The organism is Thiomicrorhabdus immobilis (assembly GCF_021654855.1).
GTDB classification, from domain to species: Bacteria; Pseudomonadota; Gammaproteobacteria; order Thiomicrospirales; family Thiomicrospiraceae; genus Thiomicrorhabdus; species Thiomicrorhabdus immobilis.
The window spans coordinates 1,962,728-1,979,256 of record NZ_AP024202.1 but is presented as its reverse complement, the minus strand read 5'-3'; the positions used below and the strand labels follow the sequence as shown (position 1 = coordinate 1,979,256).

Here is a 16,529-nt window from a genome sequence, read left to right as displayed (position 1 = left end):
TTAAAAAAAGACTGGATGTTTTTTGTTAAGCGAGTTAATTTTAGTTCAGCAATTATAATCTTTTATGTTGTTTAATAAAGTGCGCTTAATCGTTTAATCATGAAGATTAAGTTTACCTCAATGCTTTTGAACAATAATTTGGTTACATTGAATTTCTTATTTACCGAATAGACCCTAGAGAGCCGCAAATGCGAATTTTATTTTTACTTTTATTTGTTGTACCCCTGATTGAATTGTATTTTTTAATTCAGGTTGGTAATGTCATTGGAGCCCTGCCAACGGTTTTATTGACGATCTTCACCGCCGTTTTAGGTGTGTTTTTGATGCGAAGCCAAGGTATTGCGACTTTGCAGAATGCGCAGATGGAAATGGCGGCGGGTAAGTCGCCACAAACCAGTATGCTCGAAGGGGTCTTTATCTTTTTGGGTGGGGTGTTTCTGTTTTTTCCAGGCTTGATTTCCGATTCAATCGGTTTGCTGTTTTTAGTGCCGTTTATACGCCGTTTTTTGATTAAACAGAGTGTTAAAGGGATGCAGTCATCAGGGCGTTATCGTTACCAAACCAGAGATTCGGTATATGAAGGTGAGTGGTCAGAAAAAGCAACACAAACGCATAAAACTTTGAAAGGTGAGGTCTTAGAAGGTGAAGTACTTGATAAGAAAGAGTAGTGGGTTGGAGTTGGCTTTACATTGTTTGAAAATATAAAGCCACTCTGGTTTGTCTGAAAAACTTTTATTTCAGGTTTTTTATTCCATGGCATCCAAAATGGCTTGGTAACCGTCTTGATAAGTCGGGTAAATCATTTCATAGCCGGTTGCTCTGATGCGAGCATTCGATAAACGTTTATTGCTACGCATCTGGCGTGAAGACTCTTTAGGTTCAATGTGCTCAACATCGGGGACACAAAGCTGTTCCGCTAACCAGTCATACACTTCGCAAGAGGGGGTCGGTTGGTTGTCTACACCAATATAGAGCGATTCCAATTTCTCTGGGTTTTTAATATCGTAATTCATAAGATGGGCGAGCATGCCTACACAGTCATCCGAGTGAATACGATTACTCCACACATCTTCCATACAATGCACTTTCCCTGCCTGTACCAAATCAATCAAATGTGTTCTACCTGGTCCGTAAATACCGCCAAAACGAATGATGGTTGATGGAAAATGGCTATTCAAAATCAATTCCTCACCTTCCAGTAAGCGTCGGGTCGAAAAGTTTGAATCGGTCGTGGGGCTGTCTTCATCCACTTTTTCACCCTCGCTTTGACCAAATACCGAGCTGCTAGAGATGAAAAAGACACGTTTGATATTGTGGTTTTTAATCGCTTCTAAGGTGTGTTTAACCCCTAAAACATAGGCTTGATAATAAGCCGAATCTTTATATTTGCCCGCTGCGGCAATGTAAAAAACATAATCTATGTTATCAGGCAATTCAGGAAGGCTAAAAGCCAAGTCCGCTTGAATCGGTGAAATAGAATCAGGAATCTCTTCAATATTGCGGCGAATGCCGTAAATTGTGTGATTCTGCTGTGCCAATAAAGAGCCTAGTTGACAGCCGATATCACCACATCCTGCAATTAAAACATTTGCCATAAAAACACTTCCATAAGAGTATTGCTGTTAAGTGAATAGTATTCACAAAATAGATAAAACACAATATGGGATTTTAATAATTCAATTAAAAATTTATGACGAGAGTGTGTGGGTTGAATAAGGATGTTAAATAGTTGCCATATTCCGAAAGTGGGTATAAAGGCCTGGTAACTTAGGTGAAAAATAGACAATAAAAAAGCCGCGCTAGTTCTCTAGCGCGGCTTAAAAGTTTAACTAATGATTCAATTAAGAATTAGAAGTTGTAACGTACAGATACAGTGTAAGCATTTTGAGAGTGCTTAGTAGTATTGGTTGAAGTTGGAGCTCCGCCAAGTGCATTTGTTATGAAAGAAGTATCAACTGTTGTTTTAACTTCAGGTGCAATAACAATCGCCGCATCAATTGCTACATTTTTAGTTAAGTTATAACCACCACCAATTGAGATGTGTTGTTCAGTAGTTGCTGGAAAGAAGATGTTGTTAAACATGTTGATTACAGCTCCATCTGGAGTGGCACCATCTTGTTTTTTGATAGGATTGTCTGCTTTGTTGAAGCCTGCGCCTAGCCAGTAACCGTTGCCCTGGTACTTAGCACCAATTGCGATAACATTCTGATCTTCCCAGCCGAAATCACCATAACCTTTTGTCTCAGACCACTTAATTTGTTTATAGTCACCAGTAAGTGTGATGTTCCCCATCTTGTAGGCGATTCCTGCTTTAAGTTCTGCTGGTTGCTCTAGATCATCTTCAAAAGCAGCACCTAAAAAGCCGGCAAATGGAGTTGATGCTACAGAGAGTTGGTTATCATATTTCATGCTGATTGCAGAAGTATAGCTTGCTGCTACAGTTAAATCTTCCGTTGCATCAAAGTAACCACCAATGCTATAGCCAAATCCTAAGTCTGAAGACATTCCGCTTCCAACTTTACCTGCTGCTAGAGCAGCACCGTTATAATGGATATCCAATGCACCGTATTGAATGATTGGCGAGAAACCAATACCAAAGTTAGCTTCATTGTATGCTAAAGTTGGTACAAAACGCATAATCTGAAGATTTGATTGAGCTTCGAATTGATCGTATACGCCTGCTCCGCCATTAAATTCATAAGCGGAGTAGTCAACACCCATACCTGAAGTCCCGTACATGCCAATACCAAAAGTCAAAGTATCGCTGATTCGGCTAGTTAACGATACTGAAGGGATTACGAAAGTATCCGCAGCACTGTCTTGCATTTCTTGAGCGGCATCTGAGATACCATCATTGCTTACGCTAGGTTTAAATAAAGTACCACCAAAAGAAAACTCAGTTCCTGTTGATTTACCGATCATTGCAGGGTTAACGATTACGTTTTCTGCACCGTAATAAGCTGCAACACCTGTTCCACCCATTGCAGAAGACTGTGCGCCAACACCTGTCATGTTTGTTCCGTTTGTAGCCATTGCAGATGATGCAAATGCCGCTGTTGCGATTGCTAAAGCTAATTTAGTCTTTTTCATTGTTTCTTCATTCTCTTTGTTTTTGATTTTATTTAAGCGGGTTGCTGGTGGTTGCCAGGCCTGCTTATCTGTTTCGGAAGCTACTATGCAATAATTGAAAATGGATTGGTAATTAAAAAAATTTAAGGGTGTATCAATTTACATATAAGTAATTAATTGTATGGTTTTGTATGGCTGTATAAAATTATTTATAACGCTTAACCTATTGATATATCGATGTAAAAATAATTCTTATACGTAAATTAGGACTATTTATTCAGAACTATCAGTATTTTGATGGAAAATCTATTTATAAATGTTGTTTTTTTACTACAGTATTTATCGCTTGTTTATATGTCTGTTGCTTGCTTGATAATGACTGAATGATCACTTAAAAACGAGTTGATCGTGGCTTTTATAACTAGTCGAAATAGGTCTGACTTGCTCTAAGTTATGAGAAGTTTTCTGTGATGTTTTGCTTGGGCTATTTATAGTAAGACTATATGAGTGAATCGAGTTTACTGGTTGATTTGTACTCTAGATTGATTTCTATCAATTTGCAGAAACGTACATATAAAAAAACCGCGAATTACTGGTGCAATTCGCGGTTTTAAATTTTTAAGCCTAGTTAAATCAACCAGGCCTGGTAGCTTTTGAAAGGTTTGGCTTAGAATGCGCCAGTTTTACCTTTTTCTAGCATTTCCCACATAGTGTTACGAACAGCCATTGTCGCTTCTAGCAACTCAGGAGGCATTTTTTTACCCATTTTGATCGCCATATCCATGTTCATTGTGTAGATGTGTAGACCATCTTCTTCTTCAATGATGTTTACACGACAAGGTAGGAAACCACCCATTGCAGGAGAGAAATCAACCATTTTACGAGCTGTTTCTGGGTTACAGAAAGACATTACATGAATGATTTTTGATTCAATACCACGAGCTTTTAATTCTTCAGAAAGAGGAAGTTCACCAACGTTTTTAATGTTGTTGTTAACACCAACCGCGTTGATAGCATCAATAACGTCTTCTAAAGAAACACCTTCGTCAACTTTGACTTCCCACATGGTTGCGTCAGCGATGTCACCTTCAGCTTCAACCCATTTGTCCCAGATTTCCATGAAAGTTCCGCCAGCACCGTCATTTAGGTTGCCGATTGCGTTCATAGTTCCACAACCAGATAAAGTTGTAACTGTTACAGCTAGGATGGCTGCTTTAAAAAGATTAATTAATTTCATTCATGTTCTCCGTTGCAATTGGATGTTTTATTGAGAGGATTATTCCCGCTCTATATTTTTCATTGGATAGATTACTGATTAATTAAGCAAAAGCAAACCTAAAATTTTTGTTGGTTTAATAACTTTATTTTATTAAGAGTTCCTAATACTCTAATATGATTGAGTTGCAATGAGGGTAAACCCTAATGATTCTAATAGCTTATTGAGTTCTGGATTGCTTGTGATTTGGATTTTATGTTGGCTAAATTCACGATATATAGGAAAATTTCTTCGATAATTTTCGTATTTATTATGTACTTTTGAGATGTCTTTTGAGCGAATCGCAAGGTCATCAGTCTTAATGTCATGCGTTTTATTGAGGGTTTGTCGCATTGCTGTTTGGGTGGGTGCTTGTTCTGTAATCTCAATCAAATCTGGCTGTGGAGGGAGTTGGTTTCGCCATTTGTCTTGGATTGGAGTGTTCCAAAAACGACAGAGTTCATTGTAAACCATCGCGCTTCCGGCTACCTTTGCGTCTAAGGAGTGTCCAGCAATATGCGGTGTGGCAAGAAACGCGGTTCGGTATAGAGCTTCATTGATATTGGGCTCATTTTCCCAGCAGTCAATGATATTGGCTAGGGTGGGTGTGTTAATCCACGCTTGTTCATTGATGACGCCACCACGCGCGGCATTGATCAAAATTTGCTGCGGCTTTATTTGTGCAAGTTTCTCGGCCGAGATTAAATCATAGGACGGATGTTTTCCACTTCGTGTTAACGGGGTGTGTACGGTAATGATATCGGCGGTCAAGCAAGTGTCTAAATCAACATAGTTATCTAAATTAACCTGGTCTGGTTGTTTGTCTATCTTGAGTGGGTCGTTCAACAAACAGGTCACGCCCAATTGTTTAGCTTTGTTATAGACTTTTTCGCCGACATTACCCACTCCAATAATCCCCAGGGTTTTATCTTGAAGCTTAAAGTCAAAGGTTTCTGCGAGTTCATACAAAGCGGTGATAATGTATTCGGCAACCGAATTCGCGTTACAACCTTGAGCTGAATAAAAATGAATATTGTTAGATTTTAAGAATTCCTGATCGATATGATCCAACCCAACCACGGTGCTGCCAACAAATGAAACCTGACTGTTTGCCAGCAGTTCCGCATTCACTTGAGTTCTTGAACGTACAATCAAGGCATCGGCATTTTTTACGGTTTCAGCATCAATGGCTTTTCCTGGAAGGGTGATAACTTTGCCTAGGTGTGAAAAAATGGCTTCGGCATAAGGTACGGCGTCATCAATGATGATGGTTTTGGTCGGGTTTGTCATAATTAATCAGTGTACTCAAAATGGGATTGGTGAAAGCTTGGGTGCTTGCTAGTTATTTTGCCATGAATTTAAGTTAATATTAATGGAATCCTGAAAAGTTAAGTTTGTATTTGCCATTGTGATTTCAATCTTGGTTTTAGTGGTTATGCATTAATAGTTATATAAATTAGTTATATAAATGTGTAGGCAAAAGATAAATAAGTATATGTATAAAGGGTATGGTTTTGAAGATACAACATGAAACGCTTCTGATTGATGGTCCGGTTGGTGCGATAGAGCTTAGGCTTAAGGTTTCAAAAGAGGTTGGGGGGCAAGTTGATTGCTCAAAAGTGGTTGTGATCAGCCATCCGCATCCGCTGTATGGTGGAACGATGAATAATAAGGTGGTTACCACTTTGGAGAGAGCTTTCGCCTCGAGAGGTTATACAACGATTGCTTACAACTTCAGAGGTGTGGGTTGTAGTGAAGGTGAATATGACAATGGCGAGGGGGAACAACAAGATTTATTGGCGGTGGTTAATTGGGCCAAGGATGAATTTTCACCTAGCAATGTTGTTTTGGCAGGGTTTTCTTTTGGTAGTTATGTTTCGCTAAAGTCGGTTAAAGCTAGTAAAGCTGATGCGCTATGCACAGTGGCGCCGCCTGTTGGGTTGTATGATTTTTCCAAGATAGAGCAAATTAACGTGCCTTGGGTGTTGATTCAAGGAGGTCAGGATGAAGTGATTTGCGCAAAAGAGGTTTTGGATTGGAGTATGGATTTAGCAACCACGCCGGATATCTATTGGCGAGATGGGGCAAGTCATTTCTTTCACGGTGAACTTGTGTGGTTGAAAAAAGTCATTGAGTTAGGTTTTTAAGCAGGTTTTAAGATGGTTTTGTGTCAGTGATATAAAAATACGTATAAGTATTTGCTTATATGTTTTAAATCTTTATAATATCAGGAATTGCTTATATGTTAATAAGCTTGAGTTATGACCAAATAATCGCTAAGGTTAGCAATATTAAGTAAAGCGAATATGGGTAAGGTCTATTTCTCAGGCATAAAACAAATTTAAAAAGGATGGTTTACCATCCTTTTTTGGTTTTTATTAATTCGACATGATTAAAGATTAGACTCAAGCGGCTGGAGAGAAAATGGAGCAGGGAAGATTGATTAAGCGCAAATTAACGACCTTAATGTTAGCGATATCGGCAGTGATGCCGCTGTCAGCGTATGCAGAAAAAATGGATTTTAAAGCGTGTGTTAATACCGCGTTAAATCAGAATCCTGAAATGACGGTGAGCGCTGCAAGAATTCAGCAGGCTGAGGGTGCTTTATTAAAGGCAGAATCAAGTCGCTTACCGCAAATTACCTTATCTGTAACCGGGAGCAATTCTGATAACGCACTTAATGTGTTTGGTATGAAACTCCAGCAACGCCAGGCGACAATTGGTGATTTCGGTATCGCTGAGTCTGGTGCGTTCTTACCTTCGGGCTCGCCAAATGCGGATTATATTCCTGAATCTTTAAACAATCCTCAAGCACATACTGACTTTAATACACGTATCGAGATTCTGATTCCTGTTTGGAATGGCGGCAAAATCGGCAGTTATGAAGACCAAGCGGCCGCGATGATTGATGCGGCCAAAAAAGGTGATGTGGCCGTTCAGCAGTTTTTGACATTCAATATTTACCAAGCCTATGAAGCGGTACATGCCGCCCGCTCTTTCATTACGGTTGCAAAACAGGCTAAAGAGACAGCTGACTCTTATGTGAAAACCACTCAAAACTTAGTAGAACAAGGTGTGGTGGTGCGTTCGGAATTTTTAAGTGCCAAGGTGAATCAGTCTAATGCTCAAATGGCATTGTTGAAGGCTCAGGGTCAAGAACAGATTGCTCTGGATACGTTGAAGATGCTGATGAGTACCGATACTAACCAAAGCCTTGAAGTTGGTGAAAGAGTGGATCTGGAATTGCCGGTTGATTCGGCGGAAGAGTTGTTGGTTATGGCTTTAGGTGGAAACCCAGAATTAGATGCTAAACGTAAAGAAGCAGCTTCGACTCAGTATGCGGTTGCGGCAGCGCAAGCGGACTATTATCCAAGTTTCAATGTTATGTTGCGCCAAGACTGGAATGACGAATCTTTGGCACTAAATAATGGGTCTTATACGATTGCAGGTGTTGTTTCTTGGAAAATTACTGATTTTGGGGTGACGAAAGGTTCAGTCGATATGGCCAATGCGTCGGCGGCGCAGAAAAAAGCCGCCGCTAGATCGCAAGAGAATAAAGTTCGTTTAGAGGTTTTGACTACATGGCGTAAGTTACAAATCGCTAAAAAACAAGTTGAAGCAAATGTGTTAGCCGTTCAACAAGCGAACGAAGCACAGAATTTGATTATGAAACGTTATAAGAACGGTGTGTCTACCATTACCGAAGTATTGGCCGGCGACACGCAGTTAGACAAAGCAAGAGCTGACTTGGTTTCAGCGCAGTATGATGTAAATGTCTATAAGGCCAAACTGTTGTTGGCAACCGGTCGTATGGATGTTAGTCGTCTTTGATAGCTGTGTTTTTAAACTGATTTGAATAAGATAAAAAATTAATAAGAATTGATAGGATTGAGGTTCAAAATGAAACAAATCTCTAAAGTGATTGGAATGTCGTTATTGGCCGTTACCTTTGGCTTAACAGGGTGTGGCGGGCAAGAGAGTGAAGAAGTCGCTCAGAAGTCTGCTAAAACCATTAAGGCGGATGTCGTGACCGTTACATTAGGTACCATACCTTTGACTTCTGTGGTTCCTGGAGCGGTTGTGCCTGATCAAAAAGCACAGATCGCTTCTCGTTTAATGGGCTATATCAAAAACTTGGATGTTCAGGTCGGTCAAGAAGTTAAGCGTGGTGATTTGTTATTCTCAATCGATTCAGGCGATATTAAAAGCCAAATTTCTCAAGCCAATTCTGCTTATCAGCAAGCTTTAGCGGCATTGACCGATGCCAATTTGGATTACAACCGTTTCACTAAACTTTATAAAGAAGATTCCGTCTCTAAACAGCAATATGACAAAATCAAGTTGCAATATAGTGTGGCTCAGGAAAATCTGGCATCGGCCAAGTCGGCTTTAGACCAGGCAAAATCACAGTTGAACTATGCTAATGTTAAAGCTCCTTTTGATGGTGTTATTGTTCAAAAGATGGCCGTTGCAGGTTCATTAGCCGCGCCAGGAAATCCAATCGTTGTTATGGAAAACCTTAAGTCTTTGAGTGTGCAAACTCAAGTTTCTGCCGATTTGTATGCAGTGCTTAGAAATGGTGATTCAGCTCAGGTATTGATTGATGGTATTAAAAAACCGTTTGTTGGGACTATTTATACCTTAGTGAGTGCGGCCGATCCTAAAACGCGTACACATACGGTCAAGTTGAGCTTGCCGAATGTGAATGATGTCAATAGTGGAACTTTTGCTCGTGTTAGCTTCAAACGCGGTGAGCGTCAAACTATGATGTTGCCAGCATCGGCGATTGTGAATCGTGCGGGTATTGAAGGTGTGTTTGTGGTTGAAAACGGGCGTGCTTTTTTCCATATGGTTCGTACGGGTGCGGTCATGGATGGAATGGTTGAAGTACAATCTGGTTTGGCTTTAGGTGAGCAGATTGTCATCAACAATAATCAAGAAATGCTAAATGGCGATATTGTTGACTCTGCGAGTACAGAAAAAACCGTGACACCAGCTGAAGGAGCGTAATGATGGCGGAGAATCAAGTGCCAGAAAACGCCAAACCTGAGGCGGAGTTGAATATAGCCGGTAAACTTGCGAAAGCGTTTATCCACTCAAAAATAACCATGATGATGGTGATTGCGGTAACACTTGCTGGAATCATGGCTTATCTAATTACACCGCGCGAATACAATCCCCAGATTGTTGTGCCTGCGGCCAATATTATTGTTCCTAAAGCGGGTGCGACACCTGAAGAAGTGAATAATATGGTGGTCAAGCCACTGGAAACCATTTTAAGTGCTCTGCCAGGAGTCGATCATACTTTTGGCTATGCTTCAAATGATTTTGGTGTGGTCACTGTGCAATTTGAAGTGGGTGAAAACCAGGTGGATAGTTTGGTTAAGGTTTATAACCAAATTATGCAAAACATGGATAAGATGCCTCCGGATACCCAAGAGCCATTGGTTAAGCCAATCAACGTTGATGATGTTCCTGTCATGACCTTGGCGGTCACTTCACAAGAGTTATCGGGGTATGACTTACGTGATATCTCTTTGAAGTTAGTGGAAAATCTACGCAATATTCCTGGTGTGTCCTTCTCTGAAGTCGTCGGTGGGAAGCAGCGTGCGATTAATGTTTGGTTAGACGCGCAGAAAATTGCCTTAACCGGGCTGTCGCTAGAAGCCATCAGCGATATGTTGCAAGGTAGTAATGTTTCGTTGCCCGTGGGTTCTGTGGTTAACAATAACCGTAACAAATTGATTCGTGTTAACGGTTATCTGGGTAATGCCAAAGAAGTCGGTGAGATAGTGATTGGTGCGAACAAAGGTCGCCCAATCTATTTAAAAGATATTGCCACCATCAGTGACGGGCCTCAAGAGTCTGAAAGCTATACTCGTATTGGTTTTGGCCCAAGTTCCGCGATTAAGTCTTTAGGTGAGCAGTCGTCAGTTACCATCACTTTAGCGAAAAGACCAGGTACCAATGCTGTGGATGTGGCCAATGCCGTTCTTGAGCGTTTGGATGCTCTTAAAAAATCGGTTATTCCGGCTAATGTTGATGTGGTTGTCACACGTAATGATGGCGAAAAGGCTAATGCAGCAGTCAATCTGCTTATGGAGCACTTGGCGATTGCGGTAGGTTCCGTTGTGGTTATTCTGGTTCTATTCCTGGGCTGGAGAGAAGCGGGTATTGTGACATTAACCGTGCCGTTGATTTTATTCGTTGTATTGTTTATCGGTATGATTGCTGATCAAACAATCAACCGTATTACCCTTTTTGCGTTAATTCTTTCTTTAGGGTTATTGGTGGATGCGGCCATCGTCGTTATAGAGAATATTCACAGGCATATCCATGAAGGCTTCGATCCCGAAAATTTTGATGAAGTGTTGATTAAGGCCACCAATGAAATTGGTAATCCAACCAATGTAGCAACCATTGCGGTTATCTTGGCCTTTATTCCAATGTTGTTCGTTACCGGTATGATGGGGCCGTTTATGGCGCCGATTCCGTTTAACGTGCCTGTAGCGATGATTGCCTCATTGGTGGTGGCTTATATTCTAGTCCCTTATGCGGCTTATAGACTATTAGGTAAAAATGCCATTAAAGAGATGCAGGCTAGGGAAAGTCTAGAAACGCATCATGTGCATAAAGAAGATTGGATGCAAAAGCTTTATGTTAAAGCGATTAATCCGATGATTGAAAGCCGTACCAAACGTAATGTGTTTCTATTTGTTGTATTGTTGACTTTAATTGGCGCCATGCTTCAGCCTGCGCTACAGTTTATGCGTGATGATGGTATGAATAATCCACTTCATCCTGCGGGGGTTGAAGTGAAAATGTTGCCTTATGACAATACCAGCACTTTCTTGGTGCAGATTGATATGCCTGAAGGTACTGCTTTAGAAGCAACGGATCGTGTGGTTCGGCATGTTGGTGATCGCTTGTCTACAACTAAGTTTGTTACTGATTACAGTGTTTACCTAGGTAATCATGCGCCAATCGACTTTGCGGCATTGGTGCGTGGTGACTTGATTAAGCAAGGGGCTAATTTTGCGCAGATTCGAGTGAATCTTGTGAATAAACATGACCGTGATTTGTCTTCACACGCAATTGTTGAACAGCTTAATTTGGATTTGAATGAACTACGTAAGACGTTCCCATCAGCCAATATTAAGTTGTATGAAACGCCTCCAGGACCACCTGTAACCACACAGATTATGGCCGAACTTTATGGTCCGGATTATGAGAAATTACGTGAAGCATCGATTGAAGTAGGTAAAGCCTTTAATCAAATTTACGGTTTAATCAATGTGGATGACTCGGTTACGGCAGATAACATGAGTTATCAAATCAATATCGACCGTGAGCAAGCTAATCTATTAGGAGTGGCGCCTGCTCAAGTAGGTAAAATGTTGCGTGACTATATCAATGGGTTTGAACTTGGTTATATGCACCTGGATAATGTCCGTGAGCCGGTTGATATTATCGTGCGTTTACCACGTTCGGAAAGAACCGTTGCTGAACAAATGATGTCTTTACAGGTTCAGTCACGTTCAGGTGAGTCTGTGCCTTTATCTGCAGTGGCTAAAATTGAACAGGTGCTTTATGCCAAGCCGATTTTAGGGCGTGACCAACATCAAATGGTGATGATTGGTGGTGAGTTACTGCAATCAAGCCCTGTATATTCGGTATTGTCATTAGACAAAATGCTGGATGGTGTTAAATTGCCTGAATCCGGTGTGACTTTCCATACAGCCAACCTAGGGTTTGTACAGGCTCAGCCGGATGATGTTATGAATTACACTATCTTATGGGGTGGTGAGATGCGTCTGACCTTAGATGTGTTCCGTGATATGGGGAGTGCATTTATTGTCGCGTTGGTGTTCATCTACCTGATTTTGGTTGGTTATTATAAGTCGTTTATGATGCCGGTTATTGTTATGGGAGCGATTCCGTTAACCATGATAGGGGTCTTCCCAGGGCATTGGTTGACCGGTCAGGCCTTCACCGCAACGTCGATGATTGGGGTTATCGCCTTAGCGGGTATCGTTGTGCGAAATTCGCTATTGTTAATTGACTTTATCTTAGAGTATCGAGCTGAAGGTAAAACGTTGAAAGATGCGGTAATCGAAGCTGGTAAGGTGCGTTTCCGTCCAATATTGTTAACGGCACTTGCGATTATGTTCGGTTCGATGATTATGATTACCGATCCTGTATTCGGTGGATTGGCGGTATCGTTAATCTTTGGTACTCTGTCGTCAACCGTATTGACTCTGTTGGTTATTCCATTGATGTACTACATCTGGCAGTGGCATGGCGGGGTTAAACAGCAAGAGGCTTTAGCAAAACAGTCGAGTATTGTTTGACTTGTTCAATAACTAAAGTAATAAAAAGCCGGGTCTTTGAAGTGACCCCAAAAAGTTGGACATTTTAGTTAAGCGGCACTTAAGGCCTGATTTCGATATTCTATCGGAGTCAGGCCTTTTAGTTTCACCTTGATTCGTTTTGTATTGTAATACTCAATATAATCTTTAATCTCTTCCATCAGATGCTCAGCACTATTGAATTTCTTGCGATGGTACATCTCTGTTTTTAAAATCCCAAAAAAGTTCTCAGCAACTGCATTATCTAAGCAGTTCCCTTTTCTTGACATGCTCTGAGTTAATCCATTCTCTTTCAGTAACTTCTGTACATCACTATGCTGATACTGCCAGCCTTGATCACTGTGGAATATCGGTTTGACTTTGCCTGTTAACTTATTGATTGCTTCTTTTAGCATGTCGGTCACCAGCGGTAGCCGTGCACTCTTGGCCACTCGATAACTAATCACTTCTTGGTTAAACAGGTCAATCACCGGGGATAAGTAAACTCGCTGTTCTCCGACTTTAAACTCCGTGACATCGGTTACCCATTTTTTATCCGGTGCATCAACACGGAAGTTTCTTTGAAGCACATTCTCGGCAATTCGGCCTACTTGACCTCTATAGGATCGGTAACGCTTTGGCCTGACGAATGACTTCAAGTTCAGTTCTTGCATTAAACGTTGAACGGCCTTCTTGTTTAAAAAGTGACCTAAGCGTCTTAACGCATAGGTCATACGTCGATACCCATAACGACCTTTATGCTCATTAAAGAGTTGTTGAATCGCTCTTTTAACGTCCGCATAACGATCAGGCAGCGCACTGCGCGCCTGATGGTAATAAAACACACTTCGTGCAAGCCCGGCGGCCTTGAGAAGATGTTTAAGTGGATAGAACGTTCTAAGCTGATCTATGAGCCCTGCTTTTTCTTGGTTTGGCGTTCTTTTTCCTGTAGCAGGGCATCGAGCTTTTTTAAATAGGCATTCTCCGCTCGACGGTATTCGAGTTCTTCTCGTAACTCCTCTAGGCTCATTTTTTCAGTTGGCTTAACCATTTCTTGTTTTTGGTTTTTTTTCATTTTTCTACCCTGCTTTTTAGGTTGTAAGCCTGAAAGGCCGAACCGTTCGAATTGAGTGAGCCAAGTAGAAATCGTACCCGCAGAACTCATGTTATAGACAATACTGGTATAACTAATAGACCAGTGATTTTCACGCATGTGTTTTAGGATACGATATTTGTCTTCAAAAGAGTATGGTGTGTTACGTTTGATAAACGCATTTTGACCATGGAAACGATAGACTTGTGTCCAGTAACGGATATAGCGATCTGGAATACCGAGTCGCTTGGAAATGGACAGACTGGATTCATGAGAAAGGCATTGCTTAGCAATCGCCAGTTTAAATTCTCGATTGTATTTGGACATGAAAAACCCCCAAAGTTGGTGTCCAACATTTGGGGGTCACTTCACTTCCCGGTTTTTTTATGCCTGTAGTTTGTGGTTAAATTGGTTCTTGAGAGGTTTGAGTAGTTACCAGGCCTGGTCAGTCTAAATGGATTGTCTTTGCATGATGATTAAAGAACACTGTTTTCTATTGAATAGAACAATTAAAAGGTTATACTTAGGATTCATGTTTTTGTACAACTAACGTAGGAAATAAAACAATGAAAAAATTAGCTCAAGCACTTGTAGTGGCCAGTTTAACGATTGCAGGAACTCTGCCTGCGCATGCAGAAGAAGCTATGACTGCAAATGTTGCACGTATTACAGCCGATACAGCAAATACAATCGCTGTAAATACAATCAAAGCATGTAGAGAGAAGGGGATTCCTGTCAGTGTCACGGTGGTGGATAGAAATGGTATTGTCCAGGTGCAAATGCGTGATACGGTTGCACCTCCTGTATCCCTGAATATCAGTAAGAAAAAAGCTTATACTGCGGCAATGTTTAATGTAAAAGGTTCTCAACTTGAAGGTCGTGCCAAAGGGCCTTTGCCTACCATTGGTGAAGGATTGGCATTTATGGCGGGTTCAACGCCAATCGCTGCTGGTGGAAAGATGTATGGCGCTGTCGGGGTAAGTGGTGCTCCTGATGGGATGGATGATGAAGCTTGTGCGATTGCAGGGTTTCAATCTGTTGCAGAAGATTTAGAAATGCAATGATTTTCAATAACTTCTAACTCACTTTGATTAAAAACCAGCTAAATGAAGTGACCCCAAAAAGTTGGACATTTTAGTTAAGCGGCACTTAAGGCCTGATTTCGATATTCTGTCGGAGTCAGGCCTTTTAGTTTCACCTTGATTCGTTTTGTATTGTAATACTCAATATAGTCTTTAATTTCTTCCATTAGATGCTCAGCACTATTGAACTTCTTACGATGATACATCTCGGTTTTTAGGATTCCAAAAAAGTTCTCAGCAACCGCATTATCTAAACAGTTCCCTTTTCTTGACATGCTCTGAGTTAATCCATTCTCTTTCAGTAACTTCTGTACATCACTATGCTGATACTGCCAGCCTTGATCACTGTGGAATATCGGTTTGACTTTGCCTGTTAACTTATTGATTGCTTCTTTTAGCATGTCGGTCACCAGCGGTAGCCGTGCACTCTTGGCCACTCGATAACTAATCACTTCTTGGTTAAACAGGTCAATCACCGGGGATAAGTAAACTCGCTGTTCTCCGACTTTAAACTCCGTGACATCGGTTACCCATTTTTTATCCGGTGCATCAACACGGAAGTTTCTTTGAAGCACATTCTCGGCAATTCGGCCTACTTGACCTCTATAGGATCGGTAACGCTTTGGCCTGACGAATGACTTCAAGTTCAGTTCTTGCATTAAACGTTGAACGGCCTTCTTGTTTAAAAAGTGACCTAAGCGTCTTAACGCATAGGTCATACGTCGATACCCATAACGACCTTTATGCTCATTAAAGAGTTGTTGAATCGCTCTTTTAACGTCCGCATAACGATCAGGCAGCGCACTGCGCGCCTGATGGTAATAAAACACACTTCGTGCAAGCCCGGCGGCCTTGAGAAGATGTTTAAGTGGATAGAACGTTCTAAGCTGATCTATGAGCCCTGCTTTTTCTTGGTTTGGCGTTCTTTTTCCTGTAGCAGGGCATCGAGCTTTTTTAAATAGGCATTCTCCGCTCGACGGTATTCGAGTTCTTCTCGTAACTCCTCTAGGCTCATTTTTTCAGTTGGCTTAACCATTTCTTGTTTTTGGTTTTTTTTCATTTTTCTACCCTGCTTTTTAGGTTGTAAGCCTGAAAGGCCGAACCGTTCGAATTGAGTGAGCCAAGTAGAAATCGTACCCGCAGAACTCATGTTATAGACAATACTGGTATAACTAATAGACCAGTGATTTTCACGCATGTGTTTTAGGATACGATATTTGTCTTCAAAAGAGTATGGTGTGTTACGTTTGATAAACGCATTTTGACCATGGAAACGATAGACTTGTGTCCAGTAACGGATATAGCGATCTGGAATACCGAGTCGCTTGGAAATGGACAGACTGGATTCATGAGAAAGGCACTGCTTAGCAATCGCCAGTTTAAATTCTCGATTGTATTTGGACATGAAAAACCCCCAAAGTTGGTGTCCAACATTTGGGGGTCACTTCAAAATGCTGGTTTTTTTATGCCTGGTATTTTGGTTTAAATATTCTTTTTTACACAAAAGATATTAGTTAAAAATAATATAAGAATATTATTATATTATTTTGTTTTATGCCTGGCTTAGTTATATATTTTATTTATAAATCATATAGATAAGTGCTAATATATTTAATGTGACACGGTACAAGAAAATACTTATACTGTAATCAAAATGTTTGTATGTAGAAAAGCGTAAAAAA

14 protein-coding genes are annotated in these 16,529 nt (G+C 40.8%); 6 read left to right on the top strand and 8 right to left on the bottom strand.

Annotated features, from left to right (window positions below; translation table 11 throughout):
- Nucleotides 1–188 precede the first annotated feature (188 nt).
- Entirely contained in the window at nt 189–668 is a 480-nt protein-coding gene (locus L6421_RS09030) for an FxsA family protein (RefSeq protein WP_237261470.1), read from the top strand.
- A gap of 78 nt (nt 669–746) precedes the next feature.
- Here the strand turns inward: L6421_RS09030 and L6421_RS09025 are convergent, their stop codons facing one another.
- The 4 genes from L6421_RS09025 to L6421_RS09010 form a co-directional block, all read right to left on the bottom strand.
- Nucleotides 747–1,595, bottom strand: a complete 849-nt coding sequence (locus L6421_RS09025) for an SDR family oxidoreductase (protein ID WP_237261469.1) — start codon at nt 1,593–1,595, stop codon at nt 747–749.
- A 253-nt stretch (nt 1,596–1,848) separates the two neighbouring features.
- Nucleotides 1,849–3,090: an OmpP1/FadL family transporter gene (locus L6421_RS09020; RefSeq protein WP_237261468.1), complete on the bottom strand. Its 1,242-nt coding sequence runs from the start codon at nt 3,088–3,090 to the stop codon at nt 1,849–1,851.
- Between the two features lie 646 nt (nt 3,091–3,736).
- Nucleotides 3,737–4,234 (bottom strand): DUF302 domain-containing protein, encoded by a 498-nt coding sequence (locus L6421_RS09015; RefSeq protein ID WP_237261467.1) that lies wholly within the window; start codon nt 4,232–4,234, stop codon nt 3,737–3,739.
- 222 nt (nt 4,235–4,456) lie between these two features.
- The gene (locus L6421_RS09010) at nt 4,457–5,614 is read right to left on the bottom strand and encodes a 4-phosphoerythronate dehydrogenase (protein WP_237261466.1); all 1,158 of its coding nucleotides are present in this window, start codon (nt 5,612–5,614) and stop codon (nt 4,457–4,459) included.
- A 224-nt stretch (nt 5,615–5,838) separates the two neighbouring features.
- Between L6421_RS09010 and L6421_RS09005 the strand changes: the two genes are divergently transcribed.
- The 4 genes from L6421_RS09005 to L6421_RS08990 all read left to right on the top strand — a co-directional run bounded on the left by L6421_RS09005 (nt 5,839) and on the right by L6421_RS08990 (nt 12,675).
- A complete protein-coding gene (locus L6421_RS09005) occupies nt 5,839–6,471 on the top strand; it encodes an alpha/beta hydrolase (RefSeq protein WP_237261465.1) in 633 nt (210 codons plus the stop codon).
- 277 nt (nt 6,472–6,748) lie between these two features.
- Entirely contained in the window at nt 6,749–8,155 is a 1,407-nt protein-coding gene (locus tag L6421_RS09000; RefSeq protein ID WP_237261464.1) for a TolC family protein, read from the top strand.
- 69 nt (nt 8,156–8,224) lie between these two features.
- The gene (locus L6421_RS08995; protein ID WP_237261463.1) at nt 8,225–9,334 is read left to right on the top strand and encodes an efflux RND transporter periplasmic adaptor subunit; all 1,110 of its coding nucleotides are present in this window, start codon (nt 8,225–8,227) and stop codon (nt 9,332–9,334) included.
- 2 nt (nt 9,335–9,336) lie between these two features.
- Nucleotides 9,337–12,675: an efflux RND transporter permease subunit gene (locus tag L6421_RS08990; RefSeq protein WP_237261462.1), complete on the top strand. Its 3,339-nt coding sequence runs from the start codon at nt 9,337–9,339 to the stop codon at nt 12,673–12,675.
- 68 nt (nt 12,676–12,743) lie between these two features.
- On the opposite strand, the gene L6421_RS08985 is transcribed toward L6421_RS08990, so the two are convergent.
- Nucleotides 12,744–13,670, bottom strand: coding sequence for an IS3 family transposase (locus tag L6421_RS08985; protein WP_237264475.1), 927 nt, complete (start codon nt 13,668–13,670; stop codon nt 12,744–12,746).
- Nucleotides 13,580–14,092, bottom strand: coding sequence for a helix-turn-helix domain-containing protein (locus L6421_RS08980; RefSeq protein WP_237261460.1), 513 nt, complete (start codon nt 14,090–14,092; stop codon nt 13,580–13,582). The genes L6421_RS08985 and L6421_RS08980 overlap by 91 nt, the downstream gene beginning before the upstream one ends.
- 239 nt (nt 14,093–14,331) lie before the next feature.
- Between L6421_RS08980 and L6421_RS08975 the strand changes: the two genes are divergently transcribed.
- Nucleotides 14,332–14,829, top strand: coding sequence for a GlcG/HbpS family heme-binding protein (locus tag L6421_RS08975; protein WP_237261461.1), 498 nt, complete (start codon nt 14,332–14,334; stop codon nt 14,827–14,829).
- 74 nt (nt 14,830–14,903) lie between these two features.
- Here the strand turns inward: L6421_RS08975 and L6421_RS08970 are convergent, their stop codons facing one another.
- Nucleotides 14,904–15,830: an IS3 family transposase gene (locus L6421_RS08970; protein WP_237264473.1), complete on the bottom strand. Its 927-nt coding sequence runs from the start codon at nt 15,828–15,830 to the stop codon at nt 14,904–14,906.
- Nucleotides 15,740–16,252: a helix-turn-helix domain-containing protein gene (locus L6421_RS08965; protein ID WP_237261460.1), complete on the bottom strand. Its 513-nt coding sequence runs from the start codon at nt 16,250–16,252 to the stop codon at nt 15,740–15,742. The genes L6421_RS08970 and L6421_RS08965 overlap by 91 nt, the downstream gene beginning before the upstream one ends.
- Between the last annotated feature and the right edge of the window lie 277 nt (nt 16,253–16,529).

Bases quoted from the DNA above. Each gene is read 5' to 3' on its own strand.
- L6421_RS09000 (WP_237261464.1), top strand. From the start codon at position 6,749: ATGGAGCAGGGAAGATTGATTAAGCGCAAATTAACGACCTTAATGTTA.
- L6421_RS09015 (WP_237261467.1), bottom strand. From the start codon at position 4,234: ATGAACGCAATCGGCAACCTAAATGACGGTGCTGGCGGAACTTTCATG.
- L6421_RS08980 (WP_237261460.1), bottom strand. From the start codon at position 14,092: ATGTCCAAATACAATCGAGAATTTAAACTGGCGATTGCTAAGCAATGC.
- L6421_RS09025 (WP_237261469.1), bottom strand. From the start codon at position 1,595: ATGGCAAATGTTTTAATTGCAGGATGTGGTGATATCGGCTGTCAACTA.
- L6421_RS08995 (WP_237261463.1), top strand. From the start codon at position 8,225: ATGAAACAAATCTCTAAAGTGATTGGAATGTCGTTATTGGCCGTTACC.
- L6421_RS09010 (WP_237261466.1), bottom strand. From the start codon at position 5,614: ATGACAAACCCGACCAAAACCATCATCATTGATGACGCCGTACCTTAT.
- L6421_RS08965 (WP_237261460.1), bottom strand. From the start codon at position 16,252: ATGTCCAAATACAATCGAGAATTTAAACTGGCGATTGCTAAGCAGTGC.
- L6421_RS09020 (WP_237261468.1), bottom strand. From the start codon at position 3,090: ATGAAAAAGACTAAATTAGCTTTAGCAATCGCAACAGCGGCATTTGCA.
- L6421_RS08975 (WP_237261461.1), top strand. From the start codon at position 14,332: ATGAAAAAATTAGCTCAAGCACTTGTAGTGGCCAGTTTAACGATTGCA.
- L6421_RS08990 (WP_237261462.1), top strand. From the start codon at position 9,337: ATGGCGGAGAATCAAGTGCCAGAAAACGCCAAACCTGAGGCGGAGTTG.
- L6421_RS09030 (WP_237261470.1), top strand. From the start codon at position 189: ATGCGAATTTTATTTTTACTTTTATTTGTTGTACCCCTGATTGAATTG.